The 17,193-nt window shown below is 36.5% G+C and carries 17 protein-coding genes and 1 pseudogene; 1 reads left to right on the top strand and 17 read right to left on the bottom strand.

Translation table 11 applies throughout. The features are described 5' to 3' along the window. Positions 1-118 precede the first annotated feature (118 nt). The 12 genes from EGT49_RS11425 to EGT49_RS11370 form a co-directional block, all read right to left on the bottom strand. A complete protein-coding gene (locus EGT49_RS11425; RefSeq protein WP_135374471.1) occupies positions 119-1,795 on the bottom strand; it encodes an oleate hydratase in 1,677 nt (558 codons plus the stop codon). A gap of 156 nt (positions 1,796-1,951) precedes the next feature. Beyond that, entirely contained in the window at positions 1,952-3,148 is a 1,197-nt protein-coding gene (locus EGT49_RS11420; protein ID WP_135374469.1) for an acetate/propionate family kinase, read from the bottom strand. A gap of 9 nt (positions 3,149-3,157) precedes the next feature. Continuing rightward, positions 3,158-4,171, bottom strand: a complete 1,014-nt coding sequence (locus tag EGT49_RS11415; protein ID WP_135374467.1) for a class I SAM-dependent methyltransferase — start codon at positions 4,169-4,171, stop codon at positions 3,158-3,160. A 75-nt stretch (positions 4,172-4,246) separates the two neighbouring features. Continuing rightward, a complete protein-coding gene (locus tag EGT49_RS11410) occupies positions 4,247-4,441 on the bottom strand; it encodes a hypothetical protein (protein ID WP_135374465.1) in 195 nt (64 codons plus the stop codon). After that, on the bottom strand, positions 4,428-4,901 hold the full coding sequence (locus tag EGT49_RS11405; protein ID WP_135374463.1) for a ComGF family competence protein: 474 nt from the start codon (positions 4,899-4,901) through the stop codon (positions 4,428-4,430). The genes EGT49_RS11410 and EGT49_RS11405 overlap by 14 nt, the downstream gene beginning before the upstream one ends. Continuing rightward, the gene (locus EGT49_RS11400) at positions 4,879-5,157 is read right to left on the bottom strand and encodes a hypothetical protein (RefSeq protein WP_135374461.1); all 279 of its coding nucleotides are present in this window, start codon (positions 5,155-5,157) and stop codon (positions 4,879-4,881) included. The genes EGT49_RS11405 and EGT49_RS11400 overlap by 23 nt, the downstream gene beginning before the upstream one ends. Continuing rightward, positions 5,144-5,563 carry a type II secretion system protein gene (locus EGT49_RS11395; RefSeq protein ID WP_135374459.1) on the bottom strand — a complete coding sequence of 140 codons (420 nt, stop codon included), beginning with the start codon at positions 5,561-5,563 and terminating at the stop codon, positions 5,144-5,146. Before EGT49_RS11395 ends, EGT49_RS11400 begins: the two co-directional genes overlap by 14 nt. Further along, positions 5,512-5,853, bottom strand: a complete 342-nt coding sequence (gene comGC / locus EGT49_RS11390; RefSeq protein WP_135374457.1) for a competence type IV pilus major pilin ComGC — start codon at positions 5,851-5,853, stop codon at positions 5,512-5,514. The genes EGT49_RS11395 and comGC overlap by 52 nt, the downstream gene beginning before the upstream one ends. Then, the gene (locus tag EGT49_RS11385) at positions 5,853-6,860 is read right to left on the bottom strand and encodes a type II secretion system F family protein (protein WP_135374455.1); all 1,008 of its coding nucleotides are present in this window, start codon (positions 6,858-6,860) and stop codon (positions 5,853-5,855) included. The genes comGC and EGT49_RS11385 overlap by 1 nt, the downstream gene beginning before the upstream one ends. After that, the gene (gene comGA / locus EGT49_RS11380) at positions 6,829-7,794 is read right to left on the bottom strand and encodes a competence type IV pilus ATPase ComGA (RefSeq protein ID WP_135374453.1); all 966 of its coding nucleotides are present in this window, start codon (positions 7,792-7,794) and stop codon (positions 6,829-6,831) included. Before comGA ends, EGT49_RS11385 begins: the two co-directional genes overlap by 32 nt. A 62-nt stretch (positions 7,795-7,856) precedes the next feature. After that, on the bottom strand, positions 7,857-8,834 hold the full coding sequence (locus tag EGT49_RS11375; RefSeq protein ID WP_135374451.1) for a Gfo/Idh/MocA family protein: 978 nt from the start codon (positions 8,832-8,834) through the stop codon (positions 7,857-7,859). Then, positions 8,835-9,875 (bottom strand): Gfo/Idh/MocA family oxidoreductase, encoded by a 1,041-nt coding sequence (locus EGT49_RS11370; protein ID WP_135374449.1) that lies wholly within the window; start codon positions 9,873-9,875, stop codon positions 8,835-8,837. A gap of 146 nt (positions 9,876-10,021) precedes the next feature. On the opposite strand from EGT49_RS11370, the gene EGT49_RS11365 reads away from it, so the two are divergent. Next, positions 10,022-10,879 (top strand): MurR/RpiR family transcriptional regulator, encoded by an 858-nt coding sequence (locus EGT49_RS11365; RefSeq protein WP_135374447.1) that lies wholly within the window; start codon positions 10,022-10,024, stop codon positions 10,877-10,879. 42 nt (positions 10,880-10,921) lie between these two features. Here EGT49_RS11365 and EGT49_RS11360 read toward each other — a convergent pair whose 3' ends face one another. The 5 genes and pseudogenes from EGT49_RS11360 to glmS all read right to left on the bottom strand — a co-directional run bounded on the left by EGT49_RS11360 (position 10,922) and on the right by glmS (position 16,743). Further along, positions 10,922-11,656, bottom strand: coding sequence for a YebC/PmpR family DNA-binding transcriptional regulator (locus tag EGT49_RS11360; protein ID WP_135374445.1), 735 nt, complete (start codon positions 11,654-11,656; stop codon positions 10,922-10,924). Between the two features lie 116 nt (positions 11,657-11,772). After that, entirely contained in the window at positions 11,773-12,564 is a 792-nt protein-coding gene (locus EGT49_RS11355) for a hypothetical protein (RefSeq protein WP_135374443.1), read from the bottom strand. 181 nt (positions 12,565-12,745) lie between these two features. Next, positions 12,746-13,249: a VanZ family protein gene (locus EGT49_RS11350; RefSeq protein WP_135374441.1), complete on the bottom strand. Its 504-nt coding sequence runs from the start codon at positions 13,247-13,249 to the stop codon at positions 12,746-12,748. After that, positions 13,249-14,843, bottom strand: a pseudogene (locus tag EGT49_RS11345) (APC family permease). Before EGT49_RS11345 ends, EGT49_RS11350 begins: the two are co-directional and overlap by 1 nt. Positions 14,844-14,931: 88 nt before the next feature. Then, entirely contained in the window at positions 14,932-16,743 is a 1,812-nt protein-coding gene (gene glmS, locus EGT49_RS11340; RefSeq protein WP_135374439.1) for a glutamine--fructose-6-phosphate transaminase (isomerizing), read from the bottom strand. Positions 16,744-17,193 lie beyond the last annotated feature (450 nt).

Genomic DNA, 17,193 nt, shown 5'->3' with positions numbered 1-17,193 from the left:
GGGTTGCGCAAGGGCAACCTCTTCCGGTTTACAAAATATTGAATCTCGCCCACTTCGTGGTCAATCTCCAATATTCCGTAAATCCTCGGAGGCTGGACGCCCTTGCTTCACCCTCTCTTTATCTAAACATAGTCTTAGTAGCTCTTGCCATTACTTTTGGATCTTTCTCATAATGATGCATTGGTGTCATTTCTGATAATGGAATGTTCAACAATGTGTATACGGCTCTTTGGGCTGCTCTGAATGAGTATTGTTCTGTGAAGACCATGTCAAATGGTTGTTCGCAGAATTGACTGATGAAGGCTAAGTTCTTGCTGTGTTCTGGAACTACGTCTGGACGATCGCCAACGGCTCTTTGATTGAACATAGCACTTGCATATGGTAAGTGAACTGGAATTACGTTGACAATACTGTCCATAATTTCTTGCGTATGGTTCTTGATATTGTCTTTGCTTGGATCTACTTCTGCCAAGTGGCCTAAGAGTTCTTCAAGCATTTCCTTACCGGTCATTTCCATAACTGGTTTTTGAACGTAATCACCATTTCTTCTTGGATACATGAAGTAGCCCCAGAAAGTTGACTCATTAGGCTTTTGTGCCTTGAAGTGTGGTTGATGATGTACAACGATTGATAAGAGCGGTGTACTGTGAATCCAAGTGTTCAAAGCATTTCCGGGTTCTTGTTGAGTGATTCTAGAAATTTCATTGACTAAGAAGTGGCTGTTTGTTGTTACAGTGAAACTTACCCACTCACTTTGTGTCCGATCACCGAAGAATTTGTCGGGGTTACCAAGTGAATAGAATTTCTCGCTAGCTTTCTTCCAAAGCAAAGCACTTGGGGCATAATCCATATTTTCTTTGAATGGTGTATTGAAATCACCAATTGCTGAACTGTCGGTAATTGAGCCGTTAGTATCAAAGACTAAATCATTTTCAGCAATGTCGATGTGTCCTTCTTTATTGTCATTGTCGACTTCTTCGTACTTGAGTCCAGTGACGATAATATCGTCTTGAAGTGGTGTGTCTTTGAATTCCAAATCGGTAACTTTACGGTTATTGATAAAGGTTACGCCACGGTCTTCCAAGTACTTGCGCATTGGCAAGATAATACTTTCGAATTGATTATAAGGACTTCTTGTAACACCTTCCAAAGTATTGATACGACTGAATTCAAGGATCATCCGGTTCATATAACGACGCAATTCAACGGCTGAACTAGCACGTTTGAAAGCAAAGGTTGTTTGCCACATGTACCAGAAGTTAGTTGTGAAGAAGTGAGGACTGCTTGCAAACCATTCTGCGATACTAATGTTGTTAAGCTTTTCTTCGTCCTTTTCTGGCATCAACATCAATTTCGACAAAAGATAACGGTCTTTATTGTCAAATTGCATATGTCTGTAATTGTCTTTATTTGGTTTAACACGTGGGCCATCTTCATCGATTAAACGGCCAACATCGTGTGTTGGATGTGCATGATCGAAATTTAAAATATCATCAGTAACTGTTTGTCCAGGATTGTCCAGTGATGGGACTGAACGTAATACATCCCAAAGGTTTTCGAAAGTCTCTTCATTGAGCATTCGGCCACCTTTAGCTAAAAATCCTTTGTTATTAGACAAAGCTTGATTACCATATTCTGTTTCATAATCCTTAACTGCGGCACCATCGTTAGCACCGTGGTCTTCAAGACCCATCATTGTAATTTGATCACCCTTGAAACCACCATCACGAATTAGATAAATACCAGCAGCTAAATTTCCGATACCAGTACCAATCATATAGGCTTTTCTTGTCATAACTAATGAACCTCCATTCCAAATCTTACACCTTTAATATAACAGTAAAAAAATAAAAGTAAAGGCTTACATTGCATTTATATCAACATTTTTAATCTATTTTTTAAGCACAAAAAAAGAATCAAAACAAGTCAAATTTGTTTTGATTCTCTGATATTATTCACTCAAATTTGTTAGACGAACTACGTCACGAACGATCATTAATTCCTCATCAGTAGGTACAACTAAGACAGTTGTAGTTGAGTCGTCAGTACTGATCTTACGAAGACCCTTACCATGTTCATTAGCTTCTTTATCGAGCTTAATCCCACGATAACTGAATCTATCAACGATTTCTTTTCTGATTTCAGCACTACCTGCACCAACACCAGCAGTGAAAATCAAGACGTCATCCCCGCCCAAAAGTGTGATGTATGAGCCGATGTACTTGATGATTCGATTGACAAAAATTTTAATTGCTAAGTCAGAACGATGGTTCTCTTTTCTAGTTGCTAAAAGATCACGCATGTCTGGTGAGACCCCTGAAATACCCAATAAACCAGATTTTGTGTTCAAGATTTTGACCATTTCATTAGGATCTGTAATCTTCATCTTTTGCATCAAATAAGCCACTAGTGAAGGGTCAATGTCACCAGAGCGAGTGCTCATTGTAATACCAGCAAGTGGTGTGAAGCCCATTGAAGTATCAACTGATTTACCATCTTTGATAGCGTCAATTGAAGATCCACTTCCCAAGTGACAAGAAATAACCTTCAAATCAGCTAATGGTTTTTGCAGAAAATCAGCTGCAGCTTTGGCAACATAGCGGTGACTAGTACCGTGTGCTCCAAATTTACGTACGCCATATTTTTCAAAATATTCGTAAGGAATACTATACAAATAATTGACTGGGTCCATTGTTTGATGGAATGAGGTATCAAAGACTGCTACTTGTGGAATATCCGGCAAGATTTTTTCAAATGCATCGATTCCTGCCGCTTGTCCAGGGTTGTGTAAAGGAGCGTATTCAGACAGATTCTTGATCTGTTCAACTACTCGTGGAGTAACTAGTGCAGAATCTTTGAAGATGCTTCCACCAGCAACTACTCGATGTCCAACACCTTTGATCTCATGATAATTATCAATAATTTTCAATTCGATCAATTTGTGAAGCATCATGTTTACAGCGGTTGTGTGATCGGGAATATCGCCCATTTCACTAATTTTCTTTCCGCCATATTGAACTTCAAAAACTGAGTCTGATAAACCTAAACGATCTACCATTCCCTGTGCAACAACTTTTTCCTCAGGTACTGTGTATAGTTTCCACTTCAATGTAGAGCTACCAGAATTTACGGCCATGATTTTAGACATTAATCTCACCTAACCTTTAAAATTTTTTGCCCAGTCTTGCAACTGGTCCTTAAAGCCCTCGAATAACTTAGGGTTATTGGTATCTGGTATTGTGCCCATCAAAACATTTCCAACTTGCTTGGCATCTTTGCCGTGCTTTTGTAAAACAACTACCGCTTTTTGTGCTTCTTTTGATGCAAATAGACTTGCTGGTAAATCAAGAACCGCTTGCAAATAAACACTAGAAACCATCCATTCAGATAGTTTCTTAGCTTGGTCAGTTTGGAAAATTTGAGAAGGTACAATAAATATACCGATTCCACCGTCATTTAAATTATTCATAGTTTGTTCAATTAAAAGATGGTGCGCATAGGAATGTCCCTTATCTGAACTTGTTTTAAAGTTCTTCGCATTGTCGTCAATTGGATAGTATCCGACTGGTAAATCAGCCACTGCTAAATCAATATCGGTAATATCCCAATCAGCGACACTATCTTGATGATAAGCATCGATGTTGAGATTCATTACTTCACTAAATGATTTTGTTAAAGAAACTAACGCATCATCATTATCAAGTGCAGCCGCATTGATATTGAATTTGTCAGTCATATTCAATTGTTCAATAACCTCGATCAATAAGTTACCCGTTCCAACAGTTGGATCGACTATGTTCACGTCTTTCTTATTTTGAACATTTAGTATTTCATAAGCAATTAAGCTAGTTATCAAGCCGATTGCATCTGGAGTCATCAATTTGTTTACTTCAGTTTGATCATCTTTTTGAGCTTTAATAATTGAAACTGTAATAGCTTGCTTTAATTGTTGTGGTGTCATGTTCAACTGTTTCATCTCACGATAAAGTGTCTCTAGTTTTTCAACAGTTGCAGCATCGGGAACACCATTTTCAACATAAACTTGGCCATCAGAAATATTAGTTAAAGTCTCAGCCAATGAATCAATGTTTGCGACCCTCAATGTCTCCTTTAATACAGTATTTGCCTGATTCATCTTCTCAAAATATGTTTGCATATCTTTTTCTGACATGGTTAACCTCTTTGCCTAATAATAAAATTTTAACGTTGAAAACGATTTTATTCAAGGACTCCTCAAATTACGATTTTACAATTTATAGCTTTTATGAATATTTTCATTGATTTGTTTTAAATACATCTCGTCCAATTGCCGGTATTGAGCGATTTGTTCACCAATCAAATTTGTACTGTAACCAATAATCAAAAGTGCAACCGATAACATTAATATACAATTTAACATCATCATCCCCGCACGTTTTTGATTATGCTTACTTTTTATCATTCAACGTTAAAATCATTTCAGATTTTTCACCGGCTTTATTCACTGTTGTAATGATAACTAAATTTGAGATTTTTTCAATATTAATTTCTTTTTGACCTGTCAAAATCGGTTCATGCCCTCCTACTGTCGCGGTGGTTTTTCTTAACATGTAGTTTTCAAAACCACTTTGATAGACTTCAAAAACGAATCCATGGTGATAACCTTCCCTTAATTCCTTCTCCGTGTAAACAATTTTATTTTTACCAACTTCTCTGATCTCATAGGCATCATCCAAAGTTTTTTGAATCTTATCTTGGGTGATATGCCATCGCAATTGATCATTAAAAGTTGTATTTTGAATCGTCTTCATGAGTTGTAGAGCTTGTTGCAAAACGCCCAATGTCAAAATTGCCACTAATAAAGCAACGATGGCCTCATACAAAACAAAGCCTGACCGATTATTTTTCGACTTGATAAACATGTTGATTTACCGTCACTTGATATTTATTTGCACTCTCTTGAAAGTAATAAACTTTATTTTTAACCATAACTCGTTCGGGAAAGTTTTGATTGCGCAGATGCTGCAGAATAAATTGATGGGCAGTCACTTTCATTTCCCAATCATTGATCAATTTAAATTGTTCCGAAATACAAATTGTCAAAGTCAAAATAATAATTAATGAAATTGTTAATGACGTTAAGGCCTCAAATAAGATAAATCCCTTACGTTTTTTCAACAATTTCACCCCATCCCATTTGAATCGTGTACTCGTATTTTTTATTCGTTAACGTTGATTCAAAAATTACCGTTCTCGGTGCAGTTTCCCCCGACCTAGAAATTCTAAACACTTGATGTCCGCTATTTAACGTTAAAGTTTTCGGCAAATTCCTCTTTATTTGTGATTTCCCGTTACTAAATTGTAAGTATTTTGAATCGACAACGACTTTGACTTCCTCACGATTCAAATATGCATAATTCATCGAATCTTTGAACTTTCCCTTAAACCATTGTAAGGTCTGACGTTCCTCGATTCGTGCTTGATAGTCTTTTAAGTTCCAAACGGAAACCACAATTAAACTACAGACAATCATCAGTCCAATGGTGGTTTCAATGATTGTGAAGCCTGCTTTTCTAGAATCCATCTGCCATCACCATCTTTTTTCAAGACATAATTTAGTTTTTCTAGTTTTTCTTTTTGCTTATCAGTTATATATTTATCAGTCTTTAATTGTTCCAAGTCAAACTTATCTGAATGTGTTTCAGAATACATTTCCGCTTGATTAGTCACCGTCGTTACCAAAGCTTCTTCAGATTTTTGATTAGCATTCTTACGTTGAGCGGCCAAGTTAGGAATCATCAGTAACAACAACAACGAAATAATAAACAATACAATCACCATTTCAATTAAAGTAAAGCCTCGTCTTTTTTTCATCAAGAAATCCCCTTCATCATGCCGTAAATTGGCATCAAAATTATTAAATACGTCGTCACGATAATTATTGCAATGATGGCAAATAAGCATGGTTGAATCATTCCCATCACTCTTTTTAAATCTCGTTGAGTTTCTTCAAATTTTAATTCCGACATTACCAAGAGATCTTGGGCTAAAGCACTGCCACTTTCACCGGCCTGCAAAATGACTTGCAACTGATTCGGCAACAACGGTTCAGTTTGAATTAATTTCAATAAGTTATTTCCATTGGTTAAACCTCGAAGAAATTTTTGTGATAAATAATTTTGAATCGAGCCATTCTCAAATTGGTTATTTATTTCACAAACATCAAATAAATTCATCCCATTTGCCAACTGCATCCCTAATCCTTGCAAAATTAAAAATTGGAAAAAATTCAAATAGATCTTGCCTAAAACCGGTAATTTCACAAGAATCAAAGCCCGATGATACTCATCTTTTTGTTGTAAAACTAAATGAAATATTAGACCGACAATCAACAAGAATAAAATCAGGCCTAAAATTAGCTCCAAAAATAAATCAATCAAGTTACTATTGGCCATTGCCAGTTGTGGAATTATATAAACTTTCATCCCCACTAGCATCGTGATTAGAAAGGTTAAGATGAAGCATGGATAAACTAAAATTTCTTTCAATTTATTCTTTTGTTTAGCTTGGTCATTTAAAAGGGCTCCGGTTTGAGCCATGGCTTGCGCCAATTTACCATGATTTTGAGCAATAACTAATTGGTTATAAATGACTGTTGGCAAGTGCAGGTGCCGCAAAGCTTGTGAAATCATTTTGCCGTGACACAAATCTTGATAAATTCGCTCAAAAAATTTTTCCTGGTCATTTAATAAACGTAAACAATTGATCGTTTCACTTAGTGAAAAACCATTTTGTAAGAGTTTACTGATTGTTAATAAATGTTCGGCTTTTTTCGTGATTGGAATCTTTTTAGTAAAGATATTCTTGGTAAGTTTCTTCATCTAAATATCCCCGTTGATAAGCATTTTCTAATAACTCTTGCCATTTGTTATCGATTGTTTCACTTTTCAAAAAAGCCTCGATGGCAGGACTTTCCAAATAATCTAAAAATAACTCGACATCTTTGTTAGTCGGTATCAATCGTTGATAGGAAATAAAATTGACGGCATTGATAATTTCTATATCGTCAATACCGAATTGTTTTAAACGTTGAATCACCGAAAACTTTGATTTTCCATGGATCGTCGACATGACTGTATAGCCACAAAGTGCTGCTTGAATTGCCTGTTGAGCGGTATTTTTATCGCGAATTTCACCAATGATCAAAACTTCTGGACGATGCCGTAAACTAGTCTTGATCAACTCCTCATAAGTCATCCCCGCATCCTCATTAACTTGTAACTGTAAAAAATCATCTTCCACAATTTCGATTGGATCTTCAATACACATAACTTTCTTCTGTTCACTTAAACGCCTTCCCAAAGCGTACATTAATGAAGTTTTTCCTGAGCCCATCGGACCAGCAAACAGCATCATCCCTTTGCGCTTAGAAATTGGCAACAGTGTCTTCAGTAATTCTTCATCAATTGGTTCGTGATATTCTTGTGGATAAATCAGCCGTACGACCATCGATTCGCGGTTCTTGAAGTCCCCGACAGATGAAATTCGAATGAAAATATTTTTATTTTGATAAATAAAATTGAAGGCACCTTTTTGAGCACGACGTCTTTCTGAAACATCCAGTCCGCCATTAAATTTTAAAAAGTTCATGATGGCAAAACTTTCATCATTCGACAAATCTGCCACGGTGTAGTTTTGTAATGAGTTACTAGCTTGAATGCGATAAAAATTATCTCGCGGAAAAAAGTAAATATCTGAAACTTGATTGATACACGCTTCCGTCAATAAATTATTGACCATACTTTCTGCAGTCATAAAATCCCTCCTTCCATTCAAAATTACGCAAAAAAAGCTGGCCAATCGCTTGACCAGTTAATTTATCCCAATTTAATTTTTGAATCAGCCAGAGCAACATCGACCACTCCCATAACCGCTAAACTGTGTTCCATTCGTTTGGCTACCTCGCGTAAATCGTGTTCAGTTATCATCTGATTAAAAGTTTTAAACTCTTCGAACATCCGATGTTGATGTACTTTCTTATCTACCTTAGTAGCTGATTGGCCATTCAAGGTTTCTGTATAATCACTCAACACATTGACTGGACCATCAACTGTAATTGAGCCTTCATCTCCTTGAATAGTTGAAGTAACTTTGGCAGCACAATCTTTAGCGGCAATGCAAACGACTTTGGTACCTGGATAATCCAAAACTAAAATCCCAGATGTATCAATTCCTCGTTCAACATTGGCATAATAGTGCACAGCTTGTGGTTTACCCATGATTCCGACTACGAAATGAATGTTATAAATATTCAAGTCCATCAAGGCACCGCCACCCTTTTTTGGATCAAAGACTGGTAGGATTTTTCCCGCTTTGAAGGCGTCATAACGGTGTGAATACTGTGAATAATTACATTCGATCACCTTGATTTTGCCCAATTGTGACAAATCATCTTTGACACTTTGATAGTTTGATAAATATTGATTAGTAATCGCTTCAACTAAAATCAATTGTTTTTCTTCAGCCAATTTCTTCAACTCGAGTAATTGCTCACTATTCAAAGTAAAGGGCTTTTCACAGATGACATTTTTTCCTGCTTGCAAAGCCAATTTAGCAAAACGAAAATGTAAGAAGTTTGGCAAAGTAACGTATACCGTATCAATTTCAGGATCTTTCAAACATTCATTAACGTCAGTATAGATTTTTTTGATACTGTGCTCTTTTTGAAATTCTTTCATCGTTGGTAAATCATTTTCAACACCCATGATGGCTGTCAATTCAATCTCTGGTAAATCATCAATCATCGTTAAGAAGTCTTTGACAATCATACCTGCTCCAAATATTGCTAGTTTCATCTATTCATCCACACTTTCAGTTATTTGTTTAATTCCCGTCTCCAACATATGAATTTGATAAATTGTTTCTTCATCTTTAACTGCTTTGAGCTTGCCTTCAATAATTGCTTCATACAAACCGTGGTAAACTCGACTATAATCACCAACTTCGGAAACGACTTTTTCTTGATGATATTGATTGTTCTCATCCATATAAGTCAAGGTTCCATAATCCTCTGGTTTATCAATCCCGAAATCTTCGTGATTTGGCATATAGAAGTGCTTCAAATCGATTTCTTGGCGATCCATATTTTGTTTAACGAAGACACCTTTTTTCCCATAAACAGTGAAACTAGGGCGAGGAACCAATCTAAAGTAACTTGACTTAACGGAAACTTTCATCACGCCATAATACATATCAATATCAAAATAATCATTCATTCTATTTTTGCCTAAAAGCTGTCTGACATCATAGTGGACTTTATCAGCTTTACCAAAATAAGAAATGATTTGATCCAAAGTATGGCAAGCGTGACCGTACAAATAACTATGTCCCACCGTAAAACTTTTTTCATGCTCTGGCACATATGGGCGGAAGTAATCATAAGTTGATTCAAGCTCCAAAATATCACCTAATTTACCGCTCTCAATTACCTTTTGAACTGTCAAAAAATCTGAATCAAAGCGACGATTTTGGTAACATTGAATCAACAAGCCTTTTTCCTTTGCTAAAGCGAATAATTCTTTAGCTTGGGCTTCAGTTTGGGTGAAAGGTTTTTCAACTAAAACATTTTTACCATGATTCAAAACTTCCTTAGCCATCGAATAGTGAATCTCAGCTGGAACTGATAAGACAACCAATTGAATTTCTTCATCGTTATAAATATCATCGATATTGGTTGTATAATTGATTCCTGGAATTTCTGGCCAAACGTCATGACTGATTTTTGGAGCATAAATCGTTTTAACCTTGATTTCATCTTTTAATTTCAATGAGAATGGCAAGTGATAACGATTAGCACTTTTACCATTTCCGATATAAGCAATAGTTAATTTTTTCATCTGATTAACTCCCTTCGATAAATTCACTTTAACGGATTTCTCCAAAGTAAAGAAGTTAATCCTTTCAAACCGGTAATTACTAACGTAAAAACTAAAAATATAGTAGAAAACTCTGAACATTTTGTTCAAACAATGGGGGAATTTAGATGTTATTCACTGATCGTCTGACACATACGACCGATTTTACAGATAATGAAAAAAGAATCGCTAGTTTTATTGAGCAAAATCTTGAAGCTGTTTCAACAATGTCGATTCAAACTTTAGCCTCAAAAACTTATACTTCTCACTCAGCATTAGTCCGTTTTGCTAAAAAATTGAATTACGACGGATTTAAATCCATGCGACAGGATATTAATAACGATGTGCAAAAAAATATCTTGCAGTTAAATGACGTCGACGCCAATTTTCCTTTCTCACCCCAAGATTCGGCTTTGGAAATTGCTAAAAACATTTCTGATTTAAATATCAATGCCATCAAACGAGCTTTGGCTCAACTAGATGAAGAATCATTAAATCAGGCAGCACAAAAAATCATCGACAGTCAAAGATTAGTTTTCTTTGCCATCGGTGATACCCAAATTAGAGCTCGTGGTTTTCAAAGTAAGTTAATAAAAATAAATAAATTTGCCATCATTGCTGAAGAATACAGTGATGAATCTTGGACTGCCAGTAATTTAAACGCAGATGATTTAGCAATTTTCCTATCTTATACGGGTAATAGCGATAATTATCTCAAGCAAATTCAATTTTTAAAAAAGCAAAAAGTCCCAACTCTTTTAATCACCGGCAATCCAGAAAGTAAAATGATTCAAGTGGCTGATCAAGTCATCACAATCGTTCAAAATGAATTCGACGTTTTCAAAGTCAGCACCTTTGCTTCACAAATTACTTTCGAATACATCTTAGACACTTTGTTCGCTATCATCTATTCAAAATCTTATAAAGAAAACCTCATCAAAATGCAATCCAATTACAAAAAGCTCACACAAAATAAAATATTGTAAAAAAAAACTCGCAAACAAAATGTTTACGAGTTTTTTTATTATTTATTCTTCGTCGTCATCTGCAGCTGCAGTATAAACTTCGGAAACATCATCGTTATCTTCTAATTGATCAACTAGATGTTCAAATTGTTCTTGCTTATCTTCTGGAACTGGAGTTGTATTTTGAGGAATCATTGTTAACTCTGAGTTAGCAAGTTCATATCCCTTTTCAATCAATCCATCACGTACAGCAGCAAAATCTTTTGCGTCTGTGTAGATTTCATAAGCATCGTCTGATGTTTGAAGATCATCGGCACCAAGGTCCATGATGTCCATCAATACAGTATCTTCGTCTTGGCCGTTCTTTGAACGGTCCAAAACGATGTAACCTTTACGATCAAACATGTAAGCAACTGAACCACTTGAGCCCATGCTACCTCCGTTACGGGTAAATGCAACACGTACGGCAGAAGCAGTTCTGTTTTTGTTATCTGTCAAAGTTTCAACTAAGACTGCAACTCCACCTGGAGCGTAACCTTCGTATGTAACTTCATCATAATGTTCATCACTGTCGCCATCAGCCTTATCCAAAGCACGTTTGATGTTGTCCTTTGGCATATTAGCTGCACGAGCTTTATCTACTATTAAACGAAGGGCAGCATTATCGTTAGGATCGGAGCCACCCGCCTTAGCTGCCATAAATAACTCACGAGACAGCTTTTGGAAGATTTTACCACGCTTTGCATCTTGGGCACTTTTTCTACCTTGGATGTTATGCCATTTTGAATGTCCTGACATTTCTGTTTCCTTCTTTCATGATTATTGTAAACCGCATATCATTTTATCAAAATAAACGTGCTATTTCAATATTTCTTCAGCAAATAAACCATCAAAGAAGGTAGGTTTTTTTCTAATTAGTGAAACTTCTTGATATCGATTCCAACCAACGTGCTAAAGCCGATCACGATTCCTAATATTTTCGGAATAAAACCTGATTTGTTTCCTGCTTGGGGCAAATAAATCATGTGCCCACTAGGATGTTTAGTTTGGGGAGTTTGATTGTCCTTTTTGACCGAATTAACTGGGGCGCAATAAACCGTTCCATACATTACACTGCCACTATTATTAGCCACCACTTGGGTTTTAGGTTCGACTTTGTGAGTCTCATCAGAAACATTTGTTTCATCAGCTTCTTCAGTTTTGTCGGTCTCATCAGTTTTATCAGCCTGATTGTCTTTTACTGAATCCGTCTGTGAAGGCACTTGTTCAGCTGGTTTTTCGGTTACTTCTTTCTTTAAGACAGTTAAAAATACTGTTTTTGTTTGTCCATCCGGTGTACTTAACTTAACTTGGTATTTTCCTGGTTCATTTAAGTCGGCCTGATTCAAATCAACTTTCACCTGTTGGTCTTTGCCATCTTGGTCTTTTGAAGTAGCTTGAAATTCCTTAGCGGTTGGAACTGGATCACCAATTTTCATCGTAAAGTCTTTACCTAATAAATCTGCATCGGTAATGACTTTTTGAGTCTTTTGAGAATCACCATTTGTCTGATCAACAAGAGCATTCGGCACGGGAGTATCTTTTTGGGTATTCAAAGTATTCTGCGTAGAATCAAGCAGATCCGCATTGACTAGACTCGTTTGATTCACAAACATTAAGCTAAACAATACCGCAAAACTAAGTACAATTTTGTGTTTCATTCTCATAATATCCACCGCCCTGATAAATTCAATAAGCACTTGTTTAAACATCTACTTCAGATGATACAATCCTTTTTGTATTTGTTAAACAATTCGCTTATGGATATATAAAAATGTTATAAATATTTTATAAAAAAATGCCTTATTAAAATCACTTTGCATCTGTGATTTCAATAAGGCTTATATACTATAGTGCTTTCTTTCGTTCAATTAAAAAAAGTATCAAGACAACGATCAGACTGCCGACAATAGCACCTGCACTGTCTAAAATTACATCCTGAACCATTGGAGACCTTCCGCCGGTCAATCCTTGATGAAATTCATCAAAGGCAGCCAATCCTGTAGCCGTCATCCAAGGTATGAAGACTCGTAAAAACCAATTTTGTTTAAAACACCAATAAAGTGCTAAACATAAGAAGGCTCCCAGTAGCAAATAAATACTGAAATGGGCTCCTTTTCGAATAATGAATTCAACAAATTTGAAATAACCGTCATTTTCGACTGATTGATATTTGCCACCATAATAAAAACCGATTGACGACAAACTATCTTTAAATGGTTCATTTTTAAAATACTTTTCCAAAAATGGTACTGAAGTTTGTTCTTTATAAGTCATCGAGGAACTGTAGAACAAAACTAATTCTACGGCGATAACTAATCCCCATGACCAATGAATTATTTTCTTACGCATTAATTTTCATCTAGCTTGACCGTCGCGTTAATTTCCTTAGCATCATCGAAATAACCTGAGTAATACAATGAATGAATTGCCCAGAAATACATAATTGTTGAGAAAATCAAAATCAAAACGAAATCAAATGGATACTTGATCAAATTCAACCCACCAAAGGCTGAACCTCCTAACCAAGAAATCAATGATAAACCGATCAAATGAACGATCAACCATAAACTAGCATATAATTTTTGCTTGAATTCTCTAAAACCACGACGATAATCATAGACAAAGTAAATTGGCAAACCAACGATAATAATGACAATAACTTCTACTGTCGTTGGGAACATTGCCCAATAAATTGCTAAACTAATTAAATCAAAAACAACTGGGGCTAGAAATTTCATCCCCTTAATTTTAGTTGGTCGACGAAGCTTCGGACCCATCTTCCGTAAACTACCAGCTACAACTGGACCTGACAAAAGTGAAATCAGCGTGAAGCTGCAACTACTCGAGACAAGAGTGACCAATTCTTGAACAGCAAGATCAAAATAAAACTAACTAATAAATCAACGAATAAGGCAATTCTTGGTGAATTGTACTTATTATTGGAATTACTTAAAAAGAGTGGCAAATGCTTATTTTTGGGCATTGACGACAATGATTTACTAGCTGAACTAGCAAAGGCAATTCCACTACCTACCGGTGAAATAAAGGCCGTAAAGTAAACTAATGTTGATAACCAGTAAATATTCAACAGAATTGCTAAGTCCGCAAATGGTGAATTGAAACTGATCTGCGACCAGCCACCACTAATAATTGATTTTGGCAAAGCGCCAATGAATACAATCTGTAAGGCAATGTAGATCAAAGCACTGATCAATAGTGACAAGATAATTCCTCGTCGAATATTGACCGAAGGCTTCTTGATATCATTACTCAAATTAATCACCGTCTGAAAGGCAACATATGAATAAATGATACCAGCACTACCGATTGCCACGAAAATTGATGAAGTACCGTTAGGCATAAATTCACTCAACGAACTCCCCATATTGTTAAAGTCAAAGTGAGCTGTAACTAATACGATCATCGTAATAATTGGAACAACTACTTTTAAAACGGAAATGAAATTATTAAATTTAGCCATAATCGTGACTGACCAAAAATTAATAAAGGTAAAAATGAGCAACATGACAGCAGCCATCAAGATTCCTTGAAAACTCAATTGACCGCCCCTCATAAATCCATGCGTCCAACTAGCCCACTCCCAAGGCCAGGTACTCATATACTGAACTGAAGCAACCGCCTCAATTGGTAAAATTGCTAAAAGCGATATCCAGTTAGCCCAAGAGAAAATATGTCCTAGCAGTGAGCCATGAGTATACATTGTGAATCGGCTCATCGCCCCCTCTTCAGGAAACATCGTTCCTATCTCAACATATACCATCGCAATCATTGCTACTAAAATTGCTCCAATGATCCAGGCAACAATTGCTGCCGGTCCAGCTATAGCGGCTGCTTGGCTTGAACCAAACATCCACCCTGACCCAATAATTGCACTGAGTCCAAACATAACTGTTGAGAACAAATTTAATTTTTTATTCCTCATAAAACCACCAATCTGAAATTTTTTGTATAAAAAATAGCCTTCATTCCGAAGACTATTATACTTCATATATACATTACGTCCATTCAGACTACTCCACCGTAACACTTTTTGCAAGGTTACGAGGTTTATCAACATCATTGCCACGAGCCAAACTTGCGTAGTAGGCAATCAATTGAGCCGGCACGATACTGATGATTGGTGATATCAATTCATCTACTTCAGGGATAATAATTTCATCCCCAGCTTGAGCGTACTTCTTATTAGCAATTACTAATACGTGTGCGCCACGAGCTTCGACTTCTTGGATGTTACCACGAGTATGACTGGCCCCAACGCCATCGTTAACATAAGCGATAACTGGAGTATCCTTTTCGATCAAGGCAATCGTTCCGTGTTTCAATTCACCAGCCGCAAAGCCTTCAGCGTGGATGTAAGAAATTTCCTTCAATTTCAAGGCTGCTTCAAGAGACAATGCGTAATCGACGCCACGACCGATATAAAAGGCATCTGATTTGTCAGTTAAATAATCAGCAGTCAATTTCTTGATGTAATCTTTTTCATCGACGATTGTTTGAATACCGTTAGCAGCTAAGGCTAATTGTTCTTTCAAGTTGAAATCTTTAGCAACTTGCAAACCTTTAATTTCTCCAAGAGCTTTTGCCAAAACTGCTTCAACGGCAATTTGAGCGGTATAAGCTTTAGTTGAAGCAACGGCAATTTCTGGTCCAGCAAGTAGTTCCATGGTGAAAGTTGCTTCACGAGAAAGTGTTGAATTAGGCACGTTAGTCATTGTCAAACTTGGTAAATTCAATTCATTGACCTTAACCAATACTTGACGACTGTCAGCAGTTTCTCCACTTTGTGAAAGGAAAATGAAGAACGGATGCTTGGAAAGTTTTGGCATGTGGTAACCAAACTCACTCCCAAGTTCAACGTCGACGGGAATATCAGCGATATTTTCAAAAATATTTCTACCGACTAGACCGGCATGATAACTAGTTCCAGCAGCGACAATGTATAGACGATCGGCCTTTTGCAATTCAGTTAATAACGCTGGTTCAACATTGAGTGAATTGTCATCATTAATGTAATTCTTCGAAATTTTTCTCATGACATTAGGTTGTTCGTCGATTTCTTTCAACATGTAATGTGCATAAGTTCCCTTAGAAATATCATTAGCATCGAGGTTAACGGTGTAAGGATCTCTTTGAACCTTTGTACCATCGAGTTTGCTGATCGATACGGAATTCTTTTCGAGGATAACTACTTCGCCATCATGAATTTCCACGAATTTATGTGTCTGGTCAAGCATAGCCATTGCATCGGAACAAATGACGTTGAAACCATCACCCAAACCAATCAATAGTGGACTCTTATTCTTAGCAACAAAGATACGGTCAGGTTGTTCCTTATCGACCATTGCAAAGGCATATGATCCTTGAATCAAACTCAAAGCTTTTCTGAAGGCACTTTCGCCATCCATACCTTGTTTAGCAAAGTAATCAACTAATTGCACAGCGACTTCAGTATCTGTTTGACTCTTGAAAGTAAAGTCGGACAAATATTTATTCTTCAATTCTTCATAGTTAGTAATCACGCCATTATGTACGAGGTAGAAACGATTGTCCTCTGAGAAATGGGGATGAGCATTTTCAACTGTTGGTTTACCATGAGTAGCCCATCTAGTGTGGCCAATTCCGACAACACCTTGAACATCACTTGTGACGGCATTTTCGAGTTCTGAGATCTTACCAACCTCTTTGACTAAGAAATCCTTGCCTTTTTGGTTGTTAACGTAAATCCCGGCTGAATCGTAGCCACGATATTCAAGCTTTTCCAATCCGTTTAATAAAATATCAGTTGCATTTTTATTTCCAATTACTCCAACAATTCCACACATATTAATTAAAGCCTTTCTTAATTGGTATAGTTTAATATTTTCATAATGGTATAGTTCATTTGAATTAACTTTATCATCTTGCGACAATGAATAGAATACTAATTACTTCTGTTCATGTCAAGAAATGTTTAATATTTTTTATAAATGGTATAGGTGGTATACACCGATTGTATTAATTGGTATATATCATGAATTAGATTGTGGTAATCCTTTTTGGTGCGTGGTGGTAGTATGCCGTCCTCCATGGCAAAGCCGATTTTGGCTGGAACGCTGCCGGCACAACTTTGAGCTTTTTCAGACCCGGAAAAATCTCCAAGTTGTGCCCAGAGCGTTCGTAAGCAGTAAATAACCGACCGTATTCTCTCGGTCCACAATAAGCGATATGATTACCTCATCAAAATAAATGGTGAGGTATTTTTAATGGACGAAAAGCCGGATATTGTAAAAGTT

Origin of the sequence: Companilactobacillus suantsaicola, assembly GCF_004745525.1 — a bacterium.
GTDB lineage: Bacteria > Bacillota > Bacilli > Lactobacillales > Lactobacillaceae > Companilactobacillus > Companilactobacillus suantsaicola.
This window is presented reverse-complemented; position numbering and strand designations above follow the sequence as displayed.